The sequence below is a fragment of the Burkholderia sp. AU33545 genome (assembly GCF_020419685.1).
In the GTDB taxonomy this organism is placed as follows: domain Bacteria; phylum Pseudomonadota; class Gammaproteobacteria; order Burkholderiales; family Burkholderiaceae; genus Burkholderia; species Burkholderia diffusa.
On sequence record NZ_JAIZRQ010000001.1, the window covers coordinates 637,727 to 654,472 of the forward strand.

13 protein-coding genes are annotated in these 16,746 nt (G+C 68.3%); 8 read left to right on the top strand and 5 right to left on the bottom strand.

The genetic code is table 11. The features are described from left to right. Positions 1-159: 159 nt before the first annotated feature. Together LGM71_RS02995 and LGM71_RS03000 are read left to right on the top strand one after the other, a co-directional pair. A complete protein-coding gene (locus LGM71_RS02995) occupies positions 160-960 on the top strand; it encodes a hypothetical protein (RefSeq protein WP_059599137.1) in 801 nt (266 codons plus the stop codon). Between the two features lie 37 nt (positions 961-997). Next, positions 998-1,462 carry a DUF2214 family protein gene (locus tag LGM71_RS03000; RefSeq protein ID WP_226113968.1) on the top strand — a complete coding sequence of 155 codons (465 nt, stop codon included), beginning with the start codon at positions 998-1,000 and terminating at the stop codon, positions 1,460-1,462. A 42-nt stretch (positions 1,463-1,504) separates the two neighbouring features. Here LGM71_RS03000 and gudD read toward each other — a convergent pair whose 3' ends face one another. Then, positions 1,505-2,857: a glucarate dehydratase gene (gene gudD, locus LGM71_RS03005; protein WP_226113969.1), complete on the bottom strand. Its 1,353-nt coding sequence runs from the start codon at positions 2,855-2,857 to the stop codon at positions 1,505-1,507. Between the two features lie 428 nt (positions 2,858-3,285). On the opposite strand from gudD, the gene LGM71_RS03010 reads away from it, so the two are divergent. Then, a complete protein-coding gene (locus tag LGM71_RS03010) occupies positions 3,286-4,047 on the top strand; it encodes a FadR/GntR family transcriptional regulator (RefSeq protein ID WP_226113970.1) in 762 nt (253 codons plus the stop codon). A gap of 205 nt (positions 4,048-4,252) precedes the next feature. On the opposite strand, the gene LGM71_RS03015 is transcribed toward LGM71_RS03010, so the two are convergent. From LGM71_RS03015 to pdxY, 3 genes are all read right to left on the bottom strand, one after another. Continuing rightward, positions 4,253-5,401 (bottom strand): branched-chain amino acid ABC transporter substrate-binding protein, encoded by a 1,149-nt coding sequence (locus LGM71_RS03015; protein WP_124902092.1) that lies wholly within the window; start codon positions 5,399-5,401, stop codon positions 4,253-4,255. Positions 5,402-5,772: 371 nt separating this feature from the next. Continuing rightward, positions 5,773-7,917 carry a phosphocholine-specific phospholipase C gene (locus LGM71_RS03020; RefSeq protein ID WP_226113971.1) on the bottom strand — a complete coding sequence of 715 codons (2,145 nt, stop codon included), beginning with the start codon at positions 7,915-7,917 and terminating at the stop codon, positions 5,773-5,775. 300 nt (positions 7,918-8,217) lie between these two features. After that, on the bottom strand, positions 8,218-9,078 hold the full coding sequence (pdxY, locus tag LGM71_RS03025) for a pyridoxal kinase PdxY (protein ID WP_059523664.1): 861 nt from the start codon (positions 9,076-9,078) through the stop codon (positions 8,218-8,220). Positions 9,079-9,252: 174 nt separating this feature from the next. Between pdxY and LGM71_RS03030 the strand changes: the two genes are divergently transcribed. Next, positions 9,253-10,317, top strand: coding sequence for an alpha/beta fold hydrolase (locus LGM71_RS03030; protein WP_226113978.1), 1,065 nt, complete (start codon positions 9,253-9,255; stop codon positions 10,315-10,317). A gap of 25 nt (positions 10,318-10,342) precedes the next feature. Here LGM71_RS03030 and LGM71_RS03035 read toward each other — a convergent pair whose 3' ends face one another. Next, positions 10,343-11,341 (bottom strand): LLM class flavin-dependent oxidoreductase, encoded by a 999-nt coding sequence (locus tag LGM71_RS03035; protein ID WP_151048771.1) that lies wholly within the window; start codon positions 11,339-11,341, stop codon positions 10,343-10,345. A 641-nt stretch (positions 11,342-11,982) separates the two neighbouring features. On the opposite strand from LGM71_RS03035, the gene hpnI reads away from it, so the two are divergent. The 4 genes from hpnI to LGM71_RS03055 all read left to right on the top strand — a co-directional run bounded on the left by hpnI (position 11,983) and on the right by LGM71_RS03055 (position 16,694). Continuing rightward, positions 11,983-13,158 (top strand): bacteriohopanetetrol glucosamine biosynthesis glycosyltransferase HpnI, encoded by a 1,176-nt coding sequence (hpnI, locus tag LGM71_RS03040; RefSeq protein WP_059599145.1) that lies wholly within the window; start codon positions 11,983-11,985, stop codon positions 13,156-13,158. A gap of 168 nt (positions 13,159-13,326) precedes the next feature. Continuing rightward, the gene (gene hpnJ, locus LGM71_RS03045) at positions 13,327-14,769 is read left to right on the top strand and encodes a hopanoid biosynthesis associated radical SAM protein HpnJ (protein WP_306426965.1); all 1,443 of its coding nucleotides are present in this window, start codon (positions 13,327-13,329) and stop codon (positions 14,767-14,769) included. Positions 14,770-14,772: 3 nt separating this feature from the next. Continuing rightward, positions 14,773-15,657, top strand: coding sequence for a hopanoid biosynthesis-associated protein HpnK (hpnK, locus tag LGM71_RS03050; RefSeq protein ID WP_059599146.1), 885 nt, complete (start codon positions 14,773-14,775; stop codon positions 15,655-15,657). Further along, the gene (locus tag LGM71_RS03055) at positions 15,654-16,694 is read left to right on the top strand and encodes a lysylphosphatidylglycerol synthase domain-containing protein (RefSeq protein WP_174907034.1); all 1,041 of its coding nucleotides are present in this window, start codon (positions 15,654-15,656) and stop codon (positions 16,692-16,694) included. The genes hpnK and LGM71_RS03055 overlap by 4 nt, the downstream gene beginning before the upstream one ends. The last annotated feature ends 52 nt before the right edge of the window (positions 16,695-16,746 follow it).

A 16,746-nucleotide genomic window follows, 5' to 3' on the forward strand; every position in this document is an offset into this window, starting at 1 on the left:
CTGCGGCGCCGATCTGTTGTATTCTCGCCGCGCCCGGCGCCGCGAACGGTCCCGGAAGCGGCCCGGCACGCCATCCGGTCGTCTGTCCAGACGGTAATGTCCCTATAATGGCCGTGCCGCGAAATCCGGCCCCGCACGAACATCGAGAGGAGAGCAGTCTTGGCGAGATCGAAAACCACGCGCGCAGCGCCGGCCCCCGGCGCCGGCGTGATCTTCGCGTTGCGCGCGATCGGTCTCGTGCTGCTCGCGCGCTGGCTGTTCTCGATGTCGCAGATGGGCTATCGCGCGTCGCTGTCGGCGATGGTGTCGTCGCCGTGGGCGTTCGTCTATCTCGTGCTGATTTTCCTGCTGCTCGCGCTGCCGGGCGCCGTCGCGCGCGCCGAGCGGCCGTTCCATCCGCTGCCGCAGTGGCTGCGCCAGGCGCTGCGGGTCTTCGCGCTGATCGGTTTCCTGTTTGCCGTGTGGTCGATCGGCGCGTTCGCGTGGGCGGCCGGCTGGCGCCGTGCGCTGCACGCGGTGACGGCGACCAACGGTTGGCTCATTGCCGCGCCGGCGCTGTATGCGGCGATCGTGTGGATGTGTCGCCCGCGGCCGCTGTGGCGCACCAACGTGGCCGCGCGACGCTTCGCGGTCGGCCGCTACGCGATCTCGCTCGATACGCTCACGCGTACCGCGATCGTCTGGATGGAGAGCCGTAAGGTCGGCCAGTACGACGCGCGCGAACTGTCGGTGCGCTGGCCCGGCCGGGGCGCGTCCGCCGCGGCCGAGCAGGGTGCGCAGGCGGCCGTCGTGCCGCCGCGTCGCGGCAGCCTGTTTCGGCGGCCGAAGGTGGAACTGCTGTGGGATTCTCCGGCGGCCGTCGGCCATAACCGGCAGATCGTGATGCGCGCGCCGCTCGCGACCGAGGGTGACCGCGTTGCGGTGCTCGCGCTTGACGCCGCGCTCAAGCAGATCGTCTGACAAGGCCTGCGCGGCGCGCGGGCGACAAGGAGGCGCAATGATCGTTCGCTGGTTGCTGGCAGCCGTTCACCTGATGGCGTTCGGCGTCGCGTTCGCCGCGATCGCGGGGCGCAACCGCGCGCTGCGCCGGGTCATCGCGTCGGCGCAGGCCGCCGACCTGCCCGGCGTGTTCAAGGCCGACGCGGCCTGGGGATTGTCCGCGCTGGTGCTGATCGCGACGGGGCTCGCGCGCGCGTTCGGCGGCTTCGAGAAGGGCGCCGCGTATTACCTTCACGCGCCGCTCTTCCACCTCAAGATGACCGCGCTCGTGCTGATCCTGCTGCTCGAGATCGCGCCGATGCTCGGGCTGATCCGCTGGCGCATCGCCGCGCGGCAACAGCAGATGCCCGATCTGGGCCGCGCACGGACCTATGTGCGCATCGGCCATTGGCAGGCCGTGCTCGTGATGGTCATCGTGTTTGCCGCGTCGGGAATGGCGCGGGGGATCGGGGCGGCCGGTTAGGCCTTCCGGCCGGGCGGACCAGCCGCCCGGCTCGTCCTGCGCTCAGCGCACGAGGCAGGGGCGCTTGTTGTTGAACGTCCAGCCCGGAATCAGATACTGCATCGCGGCTGCATCGTCGCGCGCGCCGAGCCCGTGCTGCTTGTACAACTCGTGCGCGACCGCGACCGCATCCATGTCGATGTCGATGCCGAGACCCGGACGCTTCGGCACTTCCACGAGCCCGTTCTCGATCTTCAGCGGCTCGCGCGTCAGCCGTTCGCCGTCCTGCCAGATCCAGTGCGTGTCGATCGCGGTGACTCGACCGGGCGCGGCGGCCGCGACGTGCGTGAACATCGCGAGCGACACGTCGAAGTGGTTGTTCGAATGCGAGCCCCACGTGAGGCCCCAGTCGCGGCACATCTGCGCGACGCGCACCGAGCCCTGCATCGTCCAGAAGTGCGGGTCGGCGAGCGGGATGTCGACCGCCTGCAACTGCACCGCATGGCCCATCTGCCGCCAGTCGGTCGCGATCATGTTGGTCGCCGTCGGCAGCCCGGTCGAGCGGCGGAATTCGGCCATCACCTCGCGGCCCGAGTAGCCGTTTTCCGCACCGCACGGATCTTCCGCATAGGCGAGCACGTGATGCAGGTCGCGGCACAGCTGCACGGCCTCGTCGAGCGACCACGCGCCGTTCGGATCGAGCGTCACGCGCGCGTCGGGGAAGCGCTCGGCGAGCGCCGTCACGGCTTCGATCTCGCGCGCGCCTTCGAACACGCCGCCCTTCAGCTTGAAGTCGTTGAACCCGTAGCGCGCATGCGCGGCTTCGGCGAGGCGCACGACCGCCTCGGGTGTCAGCGCGGCCTCGTCGCGCACGCGCGTCCAGTCGTCGGTCGCGCCGCGGCCGTCGCGATAGGGCAGCGCGGTTTGCGTCCGGTCGCCGACGTAGAACAGGTAGCCGAGCATCTCGACGCGCTCGCGCTGCTGTCCCTCGCCGAGCAGGGCGGCCACGGGCACGCCGAGATGCTGGCCGAGCAGGTCGAGCAGCGCGGCTTCGAGCGCGGTGACCGCGTGGATCGTGGTGCGCAGGTCGAAGGTCTGCAGGCCGCGGCCGCTCGCGTCGCGGTCGGCAAAGGTGCGCCGCACGTCGTTGAGCACCGCATGGTAGTTGCCGACCGGCTGACCGACGACGAGCGCGCGCGCATCCTCGAGCGTGCGGCGGATGCTTTCGCCGCCCGGCACCTCGCCGACGCCGGTGCGGCCCGCGCTGTCCTTCAGGATCAGGAGGTTGCGGGTGAAGAACGGGCCGTGCGCACCGCTCAGGTTGAGCAGCATGCTGTCGTGGCCGGCGACCGGGATGGCTTGCAGGTCGACGATGCGCGGCGTGTCGTGGGAAGGCGAGGCAGTGACGGCGTTCATGGCGGCGATGGCGAAAGAGTGGGCAATGCCGTGCGGCAAAAGCTTTGCCGCGCGCGGCGGGAGGTGCGATCATTCGACAACCGACGTGCGCGGCGCGCAAGCCCCGCATGTCGACAGCAACCCGAAAGGGTGAGGGCGACCCGCTTGATGCCGGTGTCCCGGCGGACCGGAGCCAAGCGCGGATGCGCGCTTCGGTGTCGACCGTGAAACCGGGCGCCGGCAGCCGCGCACAAGCGCGCATGCTGGCCGATCGCGAACCACGGGACCCGGCAGGTGCTTGTACACCAGCCTTGGTCAACAGGAGATCCGTATCGCGATCATCAGTCGTCGGATGACTTGTGACGCAGTATAATGAATCATCGGCGTTCGCTCAAACCCCGCGTAAACCCTCGGCTCACATTACGATCATTCAAAAAGGAACCGGCCTCATGTCCGTGCCCACGCTTCCCACAGCGCCGCGCCGTCGCGCACGCAGCCTCGCACAAGATGTCGTCGACGCGCTGACCGCGCAGATCGAAAACGGCACGCTGCGTCCCGGCGACAAGCTGCCGACCGAAACCGAAGTCATGGCGGCGCAGGGCGTCAGCCGCACGGTCGTGCGCGAAGCGATCTCGCGGATGCAGGCGAGCGGCCTCGTCGAGACGCGCCACGGCATCGGCAGCTTTGTGCTCGAACCGACGCGCCGTCAGGCACTCGGCATCGATCCCGCGACCATCACGACGCTGCGCGACGTACTAGCCGTGCTCGAGCTGCGCATCAGCCTCGAAAGCGAATGCGCGAGCCTCGCCGCGCAGCGCGCGAGCGATACCGACCTCGCCGCGCTGCGGCGGGCGCTCGACGCAATCGCGTCGGGGGCGGGCGGTGGTCGCGACACGGCGCAGCTCGATTTCCAGTTCCACCTGCAGATCGCGCAGTCCACCGGCAACCGCTACTTCGTCGACATCATGACGCAGCTCGGCGCGTCGATCATTCCGCGCACGCGCGTGAATTCGGCGCGCTTCGCCGGTGACGACCTCGAGCGCTATGTCGGCCGGCTCAATCACGAGCATGAAGACATTTACGAGGCGATCGCGCGTCACGACCCGGAGGCCGCGCGTGCCGCAATGCGCACGCACCTGACCAACAGCCGCGAGCGGCTGCGCCGTGCGCACGAGGCGGCCGAGGCGGAACGCGACACGCAGGCCAGCTGACGAGACGCCCCGCACAATGCCGCGGGTCACGTCGAATACCGTCTAAACATCAGTCATCGTACAAGATCGACGCGAGTGCGCCGATCGTTTTATTGCTGGCGATGCATCCGTCGGCACGCGCATCGTGCGAGAGAAGGCGGGGCGGCGTTTCCGCCGTGGCCCGCCCCCAGGCCGCCTGGCTATCCAGGCAGCTGATCCTGCTCGATCAGCCTCCCTTCGTCACGATGGTCTTCCACGTACCGCTCTTCACCTGATACAGCGTCGACATCCCGCTCTTCAGCGAGCCGTCGCTCGCGAACGAGATGCGGCCGGTGACACCTTCGAAATCGACTTTCTTCAACGCCGGGCGATAGACCTTCGGATCGGTCGAGTTGACTGCCTGCATCGCCTTGATCGCCGCCCACGCCGCGTCGTAGCCGAACTGCGCATACGACAGCACGTCGACCCCGAAGCGCTTCTTGAACCGCTGCTCGAAATCCTTGCCCTGCGGCAGCTCGTCGAGCGGCCGTCCGTATTCCCACGCCATCGCGCCTTCCGCGGCCGGGCCGGCGATCTTGATGAACTCGTTGTCCTTCACGCCGCCGCCGCCGACGAACTGCGCGTTCAGCCCGAGCTGGCGCATCTGCTTGATGAAGTTCGCGGCGAGCGAGTCGAGACCGCCGAAGAAGATCAGGTCGGGATTCTTGCCCTTCAGGCTCGTGATCTGCGCGCGGAAGTCGACCGCCTGGTTGCTGGTGAACTCGCGGCCGATGATGTTGCCGCCGGCCGCCTTCACGGCCTTCTCGAACTCGTCGGCCTCGCCCTGGCCGAACGCGGTGCGGTCGTCGATGATCGCGATGCGCTTCGCCTTGGTCACGTCCACGGCGTACTTGCCCGCGTTGCCGGCGTTCTGGCCGTCGGTCGCGATCACCATGAACATGTTCGCGAGCCCGCGCGACGTGAGCGTCGGGTTGGTCGCGGCCGGGTCGATCACCGGGATGCCGGCCTTGTCGTAGACCACCGACGCCGGAATCGTCGTGCCCGAGTTGAAGTGGCCGACCACCACCGACACGTTCTGGTCGACGAGCGCCTGGGCGGCCTGCACGCCGATGCGCGGGTCGGCCTGGTCGTCCTGCACGACGAGGTTGAAGTGCGCGGGCTTGCCGGCGATCTGGATCTTCTGCGCGGCCGCATCGTCGAGCGCGAGCTGCACGCCGTTCTGGAGATCCTTGCCGTAACCGGCGTTCACGCCGGTGAGCGGCGCGGCGAAGCCGACCTTCACGTCGGTTGAGTCGGCCGCCTGAGCAGCCTGTTGCGAGAGGAGAGCTACCGCGGATACGACCGATACCGACAACAGGGAATGACGGAATTTCATGTTCGTTCCTCTTGTTCTTACACCAGCGGGTGGGTACCGCACGCAGCCGGCGGGCCGGGCGCGTGCGACGGGTGGGCGGTTCGACCGCTTCTCGGAATCGGGCGGGGAGGTTGGCATGCTGATGCTTCCCGGAAGAATCTCCCGTCAGGCTCTGCGAGGAGCCCCGATCGCTTCGATATATAGGTCGCCGATATGCGCGGGTCTTGGCAATTTGCTGCGCATTCGGTGCGGATTTGCGCATAGCTTCTACGCGAGCGTGGGCGGCCGGTATCGGGAGTTTCCCGTCGCGAGCGCAACGGGTCGGAAGGCGGGCGGCGGTGGGGGGCAGACACGGCGCGGCCCGCCGGGGCCGCGCCGCGTCATGCGAGCCGTCAGTCGGACAGCGCGTCCGATGCGGCTTCGGCGTCGTCGTGCGCCGCGGTCGTGCGGATCAGCGGGTCGCTGGTGCTCGGGCGGCCGGTCTCGACGTGGCCCGCGAAGCGGCGCTGGAATCTGAGCGGCTTGCCGTCGCTGACGGTCAGGTCGTACCAGCCGTTGCTGCCGCGCAGGTCCCAGTAGTCGTCGACGTGCGTACCCGGCTTGAGGTCGAACTCACGTGCATGGCCGTGGCCGTATGCGTTCGTCACCTTGAGCCGCACGGTCTTGTGGCCGCGGTTCATCAGGCGCAGCGTGATGTTGCCGTTCGCGACGTCGTAGCCGTAGATCACCTCGGGGTTGACGCTCGCGGGGCCGACCGCCGATGCGGCGGGGCTGCGGAAGTGGCAATAGAAGCCGTTCGGGCCGTACACGTCGAGGTCGTACAGGCCGAGCGACGGCGCCGGGCTCCACGTGTCGGAGAGCCGCTTGCCGGCATCGACCGTGTAGGTCCACGGGCCGTCGACGCGGTTGCGTGCCTGAACCTGGAACGCCGCGCCCGCCGCGCCGGTGTTCGCGAAGGTCAGCCGGAACTGGCCGCTCGCGTTGTCGATCCGTCCGTGCACGAACAGTTCGTACGGCAGCGCGCGCGCCGGACGCAGGCCGGCCTCCTGCTTCGGCAGATGCTGGACGACCGGCGGCACCGGGATGTAGTCGGGGTGACGGTTGCGGTCGGGCGGCGCGTAGCCGCTCGTGTCCGGGAGCTGTGGCCAGCTTGCGTCGGGCGTTGCGAAGTCGAACGCGGACGTCAGGTTGCCGCACACCGTACGGCGCCACGGCGACACGTTCGCCGCGGTGACCGCGTACTGCGCGCCGAAGCGCGCTTCGATGAATTGCAGCAGCGACGTGTGATCGAAGGTCTGCGAACAGACCCAGCCGCCCTTGGTCCACGGCGATACCACCAGCATCGGCACGCGCGGCCCGAGCCCGTACGGGCCGGCCATGTGCGACGCATCGCCGGCGAACACCTCGTTGGTCGTCGCGACCGTTGACAGCCCGTTGTCGCGCGACTGCGGCGCGAACGGCGGCTGCACGTGATCGAAGAAGCCGTCGTTCTCGTCGTAGGTGATAAAGAGCGCGGTCTTGCTCCACACGTCCGGATTCGACACGAGCGCCTTCAGCACCTGCTCGATGTACCACGCGCCGTAGTTCGCCGGCCAGTTCGGGTGCTCCGAGTACGCTTCCGGCGCGCAGATCCACGACACCTGCGGCAGCGTGCCGTTCTTAACGTCCTGCTGCAGCACGTCGAACAGCGTGCCGCCGGCGCTGATGTTGGTGCCGGTGCGCGCCTTGTCGTACAGCGGCGTGCCGGGCAGCGCGCTGCGGTACTGGTTGAAGTAGAGCAGCGCGTTGTCGCCGTAGTTGCCGATGTACGGGTTCTGCGTCCAGCCCCACGAGCCGTTCGCGTCGAGCCCCGTGCCGATGTCCTGGTAGATCTTCCACGACACACCGGCCTGCTCGAGCACTTCCGGATAGGTCGTCCAGCCGTAGCCCTTTTCCTCGTTGCCGAGCACCGGGCCACCGCCCGTGCCGTCATTGCCGACGTAGCCGGTCCACATGTAGTAGCGGTTCGGGTCGGTCGAGCTCGGGATCGCGCAGTGGTACGCGTCGCAGATCGTGAACGCGTCGGCGAGCTGGTAGTGGAACGGAATGTCGTCGCGCTTCAGGTACGCCATCGTCGTGGTGCCCTTGTTCGGCACCCACTGGTCGTAGCGGCCCTTGTTCCACGCGGCGTGCATGTCCTGCCAGCCGTGCGGCAGGTCCTGCAGGAACTGCAAACCGAGCTTGTCGGCGCCCGGGTGGAACGGCAGCAGCTCGGCCGGGCCGACGGGCTGGTGAAACACCGATTTGCCGTTCGCGAGGCGCAGCGGGCGCGGGTCGCCGAAGCCGCGGACGCCGCGCATCGTGCCGAAGTAATGGTCGAACGAGCGATTCTCCTGCATCAGAATCACGATGTGTTCGATGTCGCGGATCGTGCCGGTACGGCGGTTCGCGGGAATGGCGAGCGCATCGCGGATCACGGGCGGGAACAGGTTCAGCGCGGCGGCGCCGGCGGTGCCGGCGGCGACGCGCAGGAAGTCACGACGGTTCGATCGGGTCATGGTCGTTATCGTGCGTTAAAGAGGGAGCCGGTTGGCGGGACATGCGGGAAATAACGGGCGCGTCTGCGGCGCAGGATGCGGCTGCACCGGTCGTGCCGCCGCGAGCATAGCGAGTATTCGGTGTCATTCATGTGAAGTCCGGAAACGTTTGCAGGCGCGGCGTTGAACGGACAACGGCCGGCGGTCGTGGTGCAAGGGAAACGGGGACGCGGACAGCAGGAAGGCGGGACAGCGGGACAGCGGGACAGCGGGACAGCGGGGCAGCAGAGGGCGCGCGCCGGCGACGCGGATGCGGCGGCGTCAGGCGTCCGTCACCCACGCGCCGAACCATTCGCTCGGGCGGGCGATTTCATCCTGCGCGGCGACGAGTTCGAGCTCGTAGCGGCGCGCGTCGTAGGTCGCCTTCACGACCGCGTGCACGGCCGCGAGCGTGTGCTCGAACGCGGCGCGCACCGAGTCGCCGCGCAGCCGGCGTGCGACGAAGATGGCGCTGGTGAGGTCGCCGACGCCGACCGGATGGCGCGGAAACGCATACAGCGGGCGCTGGCCGATCCACGCCTCGGTCTCGGTGACGGCGAGCATGTTGAAGCGGTCGGCCGGGCTGTTGCGGTCGTGCAGGTGCTTGACGAGGATGATCTTCGGGCCGCGGCGGATCAGCGCGCGGCAGGCATCGACGGCTTCGGCGACGGTCTCGATGCGCCGCCCGGCGAGCTTCTGCAGCTCGGTGTGGTTCGGCGACATGCCGTCCGCGAGCGCTGGCATCTCCTGGACGATGAATTCCTCGACGCCGGGTTCGGGGCGGATGCCGCCCGTCTGGCCCAGCGCCGGATCGCAGAAGTACCACGCGTTCGGGTTCATCGCCTTCACCGTGCGCACGATTTCGACCGTCGCGCGCGCCTGCGCGGGCGAGCCGACGAAGCCGGACAGCACCGCGTCGCAGCGCTTGAGCGCGCCGATCGCGGCGACGCCGTCGACGAGCTGCTCCATCTTCGCGGCATCGATCGCGCTGCCGGCCCAGTGGCCGTACTGCATGTGATTCGACAGCTGGACGGTGTTGAGCGGCCAGACGTTGACGCCGAGGCGCTGCATCGGGAACACGGCCGCGCTGTTGCCGGCGTGTCCGTAGATGACGTGCGACTGAATGCTGAGGACGTTTTTCATGAGCGTTCGCCTGCAGGCGTTTCAGGGTCACGTCACACGATACCCGAGATCGTCGCGTGCGCGGAAGCCGCGCAGTCATCGAGTGTTGCGCGCCGTCGTCAGCCCGACCGCGTAGAATCGCGGTGCGCGGGGCCGCCTGGTTGCCCGCGTGCATTTCCCATTACCGTGATCGCCATGCCCTCGATTTGCAAGATGTTGTCCCTCGCGCGTGCCGCCGTGCTCGGCGCGGGTGTCGCTGCCGCATGCGCGACGCCAGCCGCGGCCGCCGTCCCGGCGCCTGCCGGTAACGACGGGCCCGCGTACGGCCCCCGCCTGGAAGGCTTCGCCTATCCGGAGCCGGTGCACCGCTACGCGTTCGTGTCCCAGCGCGAAACCCTCGAGATGATGTACATGGACGTGCGGCCGGCGCACCCGAACGGCCGCACCGTCGTGCTGCTGCACGGGAAGAACTTCTGCGCGGCGACGTGGGAGGACACGATCGGCGTGCTGAGCCGCGCCGGCTATCGCGTGATCGCGCCGGACCAGATCGGCTTCTGCAAATCGTCGAAGCCCGAGCGCTACCAGTTCAGCTTCCAGCAGCTCGCGCGCAACACGCATGCGCTGCTCGAGTCGATCGGCGTGAAGTCGGCGACGATCGTCGGACATTCGACGGGCGGTATGCTCGCGATGCGCTACGCGCTGACGTACCCGAAGGCGACCGAGCAGCTCGTGCTGGTGAACCCGATCGGCCTCGAGGACTGGAAGGCGCTCGGCGTGCCGCCGCTGTCGGTCGACTACTGGTATGCACGCGAGCAGAAGACGACGGCGGACGGCATCCGCCGCTACGAGCAGGCGACCTACTACGCGGGCAAGTGGGCACCGTCCTACGAGCGCTGGGTGCAGATGCTCGCCGGCATGTATCGCGGCCCGGGCCGCGACGCGGTCGCGTGGAACTCCGCGCTGATCTACGACATGATCCTCACGCAGCCGGTGGTCTACGAACTCGGCGCGATTCGCGTGCCGACGCTGCTGCTGATCGGCGACAAGGACACGACCGCGATCGGCAAGGACGTGGCGCCGCCCGACGTGCACGCGAAGCTCGGTCGTTACCCGGAACTCGCGAAACGCACGCAGGCGGCGATTCCCGGCGCGCAGCTCGTCGAATTCCCGACGCTCGGGCATGCGCCGCAGATCCAGGACCCGGACGCGTTCCACAAGGCGCTGCTCGAAGGGATGGAGGCGGTGCACCCGCCGCAATGACGCGTGCGCGGGCGCACCCGCCCGGTCAGCAGGTTTCGTTCGCGAGTTCGTCGCGGATCTGTGCCGCCAGTTCGAACGAGCGCACCCGTGCGGCGTGATCGTAGATCTGCGCGGTGATGATGACCTCGTCCGCGCCCGTCTGCGCGATCCGGTCGCGCAGCTTGTCGCGCACCGTGTCGCGCGAGCCGACGGCCGCGAACGACAGCGCGTGCGCGACGTTCGCGAGTTCGAACTCGCTCGCCTCGAGCGCGTCGACGGGCGGCGGCAGCTTGCCCGGCGTGCCGCGGCGCAGGTTGATGAACTGCTGCTGCAGCGACGTGAAGAGGCGCCGGGCCTCGTCGTCGGTATCGGCCGCGAACACGTTGACCCCGACCATCGCATGCGGCTTCGGCCACGCGGCCGACGGCCGGTACTGCGCGCGATACAGCTCGAGCGCACGCATCAGATAGTCCGGCGCGAAGTGCGACGCGAACGCGAACGGCAGCCCGAGCATCGCGGCGAGCTGCGCGCTGAAGAGGCTCGAACCCAGCAGCCACACGGGCACGTCCAGCCCCGCGCCGGGCACCGCGCGCACGCGCTGGCCGGGCACCGGCTCCGCGAAGTAGCGCTGCAGCTCGGCGACGTCGTCCGGAAACGAGTCGGCGCTGCCGATCAGGTCGCGGCGCAGCGCGCGCGACGTGGTCTGGTCGGTGCCGGGCGCGCGGCCGAGCCCGAGGTCGATGCGCCCCGGATACAGCGACGCGAGCGTGCCGAACTGCTCGGCGATCACGAGCGGCGCGTGGTTCGGCAGCATGATCCCGCCCGAGCCGACACGGATCGTCTTCGTCGCGCCCGCCACGTGACCGATCACGACGGCGGTCGCCGCGCTCGCGATTCCCGGCATGTTGTGATGTTCGGCGAGCCAGTAGCGCCGATAACCGAGGCGCTCCGCGTGCTGTGCGAGATCGACGGTGTTGCGGAACGCCTGGGCAGCGTCTGCGCCGGCGGGAATGGGAGCGAGATCGAGTACGGAAAACGGAATCATCGGGTGGCCTTCGAAAGGGAGGGGCGCGGTGATGCGCATGCGCAACAGATGGCGACGATTTTGCCAAAGGGTTCCGGAACGCGCTGGCGACGCGCGGATACCCATGCGCCTTTCAGGGGTGCAAGGTAAGGTCTGGTGATTGTTGCAAAAATGGACCCAATCACCAAATAATTACCGATCTTTACCGCGATTGCGCGTGTCTTCGCATCGACGTACAAATTTCCACGAAACGTTTGATTTTCAAGACTGCAATATGCCTGCAAAGCGCTTACGCTAACGTGAACGGGGTGGCACCAGAATGGTTCCCCGGCCGCACAGCTTTGCCGAAATCGCACCAGTCCGTTACGCGAGGCGTCCGAGCGCACGTCGGCTCGGGCTGATAAAATCCGGCGCTTGCCCATGTTGTGCCGATGGTAGCCATTCGAATCTTCCCGCATCCCGTCCGGGCATCGCGCGAGGATGTGCCACGCGAAGCCGGGCATGGCCGCCTTCGGGGACTGGGCCGTGCCTCCCCATTACACAGACGCTGCTGGAACAAGGAGTCGGGTCGTGCCCGCGTTCGTTGCTGTCGGAATATCCAATCACGTTCAACCCGGTTCGATCGATCGGCAGGGCGCGCGCGTTGCCGGAGGGCATCGCGCATGACGCCGGCCGTCACGCTGCTGGACTGGCTCCTGACCGTGTTCACGCTGGCCGCCGCTGGCTACGCGCTCGTCGCCGCGTTCGCGCCGCAGCCGCGCACGCCGCGCACCGCCGCGCGCGACGGCTTCGAGCCAGTCAGCGTGCTCAAACCGCTGTGCGGCGCGGAGCCGCACCTGTACGAGAACCTCGCGACGTTCTGCGAGCAGCGCCACCCGCGCCATGAAGTGCTGTTCGGGGTCGCTTCGGCGGCTGATCCGGCCATCGCCGTGGTGGAGCGGCTGCGCGCCGATTATCCGGAATGCGACATCACGCTCGTGATTGACGCGCGCGTGCACGGCAAGAACCTGAAGGTCAGCAACCTGATCAATCTGGCCGAGCGGGCGAAGTACGGCCGCATCGTGATCGCGGACAGCGACATCGCGGTGAAGCCGGATTATCTGGAGCGCGTGACGGCGCCGCTCGCCGATGCGTCGGTCGGGGTCGTCACGTGCCTGTATCATGCGCGCAGCGTCGGCGGGTTCTGGACGCGGATCGGCGCGCAGTTCGTCGATGCCTGGTTCGCGCCGTCGGTACGGATCACGCACCTCGGCCGCTCGAGCCGCTTCGGCTTCGGCGCGACGCTCGCGCTGACGCGCGACACGCTCGCCCGGATCGGCGGCTTCATCGCGTTGAAGGACGAACTGGCCGACGATTTCTGGCTTGCCGAGCTGCCGCGTCGCCTCGGGCGGCGCACCGTGCTGTCCGAGGTCGAGGTCGCGACCGACGTGATCGAGCCGTCGTTCGGGCCGCTCTGGCACCGCGAGACGCGCTGGCTGCGCACGATCCGTTCGCTGAATCCGGCCGGCTTCGCGTTCCTGTTCATCACGTTTACCGCGCCGTGGCTCGCGATCGGCGCGGCACTGGCACTGCGCCTCGACGGCACCGTCGCCGGGACGCTGGCGGGTGGCGCGGCCGTCGTCGGTGCGTTCGGGCGGCTCGTGCTGCACGCGCGCGGCGAGGACGGCTGGTGCGCCTTCTGGCGCGATCTCCCGCTCGTCGCGGTGCGCGACACGCTGCTCGCGCTCGAATGGCTCGCGGCCGCGTTCGGCACGCACGTCGTGTGGCGTGGCGCGAGGATGACGGTCGTCGGCGGCGAACGCGCGACGGCGGCAGTGGAAGGCGGGGACGGCCGCTGAGGTGCGTTTCCCGAGGGAGCCGGCCATGCGTGCGGTCCCGATCGAATCCGGCCCGAAGGCCGAGACGCGCCGCGCGGCAACGCCCGTGCGACGCGACATGACAGAGAGGCGGGCGCCGGCAGGGCGGCCCGCGGTTGATTGACTGAATCGTTGAAAACGAATCGAACTATGCAGGCTACCGGAGCATTCATGAAAACGCTGTTCTTGCAGGCCCCTTCGTATGACGGCTTCGACGGCGGAGCCGGTTCGCGCTACCAGGCGAAGCGCGAAATCCGTTCCTTCTGGTACCCGACGTGGCTTGCGCAGCCGGCGGCGCTCGTGCCGGGCAGCCGCGTCGTCGACGCGCCGGCCGACGGCCTGTCGGTCGAAGAGACGCTGAAGATCGCCAACGACTACGATCTCGTGATCATCCACACGAGCACGCCGTCCTTCCCGACCGACGCGATGTTCGCGCAGGATCTGAAGAAGATGAAGCCGTCGATGCTGGTCGGCATGGTGGGCGCGAAGGTGATGGTCGATCCGCACAATTCGCTCACGGCGAGCGAGGCGATCGACTTCGTGTGCCGCGAGGAATTCGACTACACCTGCAAGGAAATCGCCGAAGGCAAGCCGTTCCCCGAGATCAAGGGCTTGAGCTGGCGCGCGAAGGACGGCTCGATCGAGCACAACGAAGCGCGTCCGATCCTCGAGAACATGGACGAACTGCCGTTCGTCGCGCCCGTCTACAAGCGCGACCTGAAGATCGACAACTACTTCATCGGCTACCTGAACTACCCGTACGTGTCGATCTATACGGGCCGCGGCTGCAAGTCGCGCTGCACGTTCTGCCTGTGGCCGCAGACGGTCAGCGGCCATCGCTACCGCACGCGCTCGGTCGAGAACGTGCTCGCCGAAGCGAAGTGGATCCGCGACAACATGCCGGAAGTGAAGGAACTGATGTTCGACGACGACACCTTCACCGACGACCTGCCGCGCGCCGAAGCCATCGCTATCGGCCTGGGCAAGCTCGGCATGACGTGGTCGTGCAACGCGAAGGCGAACGTGCCGTACAAGACGCTGAAGGTCATGAAGGAAAACGGCCTGCGCCTGCTGCTGGTCGGCTTCGAATCCGGCGACGACCAGATCCTCGTGAACATCAAGAAGGGCGTGCGCACCGATTTCGCGCGCCGCTTCAGCGCGGACTGCAAGAAGCTCGGCATCAAGATCCACGGCACCTTCATTCTCGGCCTGCCGGGCGAGACGCAGGAAACCATCAAGAAGACGATCGAGTACGCGAAGGAAATCAATCCGCATACGATCCAGGTGTCGCTCGCCGCGCCGTATCCGGGCACGACGCTCTACAAGCAGGCCGTGGAAAACGGCTGGATGGAAGAGAACAAGACCATCAACCTGGTGAGCAAGGAAGGCGTGCAGCTGGCGGCGATCGGCTATGCGCACCTGTCGCGCGACGAGATCTATCACCACCTCGAGCAGTTCTATCGCCAGTTCTACTTCCGTCCGTCGAAGATCTGGGAGATCGTCCGCGAAATGCTGACGAGCTGGGACATGATGAAGCGCCGGCTGCGCGAAGGCGTCGAGTTCTTCCGCTTCCTGCGCGCGCACGAGGCCTGATTCGTGACGACGCAGCGGGCGGCGCGGGCGCTGATCTTCACCGCGGACGACTTCGGGCTGCACCCGCGCGTCAACGCGGCGGTCGAGCGCGCGCATCGCGACGGCGTGCTGAACGCCGCGAGCCTGATGGTCGGTGCGCCCGCGGCGCAGGATGCGATCGAACGCGCGCGGCGCCTGCCGTCGCTCGCGGTCGGCCTGCATCTGGTCCTCGCGGATGGGCCGGCCACGCTGCCCGCGCATGAGATCCCCGCGCTCGTCGGCCCCGACGGGCGGTTCGGCGACGCGATGGCGAAGGACGGCTGCCGCTTCTTCTTCCTGCCGCACGTACGTGCGCAGCTGCGCCGCGAGATCCGCGCGCAGTTCGAAGTTTTTGCGGCGAGCGGCCTGCCGCTCGACCACGTGAACGCGCACAAGCATTTCCACCTGCATCCGACCGTGCTGTCGATGATCATCGAGATCGGCCGCGACTACGGGCTGCGCGCGGTGCGGCTGCCGTACGAAACGAGCGCGCCCGCGCTGCTCAAGCCGTGGATCGCGCTGGTGCGCGCGCGGCTCGACCGCGCGGGGCTCGCACATAACGACTATGTGGTCGGGATCGAGCATACGGGCGCGATGGACGAGGCCGTGCTGCTCGACGCGCTGGCCAAGCTGCCGCCCGGAGTCGGCGAGATCTACTGTCATCCGGCGGAAGCGGGCGATGGCCCGATCACGCCGACGATGGCCGATTACCGTCCGGTCGACGAACTGGACGCGCTGCTGTCTCCGCGCGTCGCGGCCGCGCTGAAGGCTGCGGGCGTCGCGACCGGCGGTTTTGCCGACGTATTCGGCCAGCCCGCGGTGCGGCGCGGCGCGCAATCGTCGCGCGCACCGGGAGCGCAGCCGTCATGACCAAGTGGATCAAATGGCTCGGCTGGCCGATCGCCATCGGCATCCTCCTCGCGCTCGGGTTGCACGAAGGCATCGGCGACGTGACCCAGATGCTCGAGCGCGCCGGTTTCGCGCTGCTGTGGCTCGTGCCGTTCCATGCGCTGCCGCTGCTGCTCGACGCGTATGCGTGGCACCAGTTGCTCGACCGGCGCGCGCCGCTGTCGTTCCTGTGGTGGGTCGCGACCGTGCGCGAAGCCGTGAACCGGCTGCTGCCGGTGGTCGGGATCGGCGGCGAGCTGGTCGGGATCCGGATGGCGCGCTGGCAGGTGCCCGATGCGAGCCGCGTGACCGCGTCGGTGATCGTCGAGGTGCTGGTGACGATCGTCGTCCAGTATGCGTTTGCCGCGCTCGGCCTCGTGCTGCTGCTCGCGACGACGCACGACATGGGCGGCGGCACGATTGGCCTCGCGCTGCTGCTGACGCTGCCGCTGCCGGTGCTCGGCGTCGTGCTGATGCGGCGCGGCGGAATCTTCCACGCGATCGAGCGATTCGCGGGGCGTCTGCTCGGCGATTCGCACCGGTTGCTGCAGGGCGTCGACGGCAAGCGGCTCGATGCCGACATCGATGGGCTGATGTCGCGCACGGGCCTGCTGTTCAGCGCGTTCTTCTGGCAGCTGTCCGGCTATGTGCTTGGCGCGCTCGAAATTTACTGGGCGCTCGCGCTGCTCGGCCATCCGGTGTCGATCGGTGGCGCGATCGCCATCGAGGCGATGACGCAGGCCGTGCGGCATGCGGCGTTCATGGTGCCGGGCGGTCTCGGCGTGCAGGAGGCGACCGTCGTGCTGCTCGCGCAGATGTTCGGCGTCGATCGCGAGACGGCGCTGTCGCTCGCGCTGGTCAAGCGCGGCCGCGAGGTGCTGTTCGGCTGCCTGGCGCTCGGTTCGTGGCAGCTGGCCGAACTGGTGCGCACGCGCCGCCGGATCAAGGCCGCGCCGGCCGGGGGGCGCGCGGCGCAGGCGAGCCGCGAGGCCGAGGTGGAAACCGAAACGATGCATTGAACACGAGACGGGCCGCGCGCCCGTCTCGCGCTTTTGGCGTCGCGCGGTTATC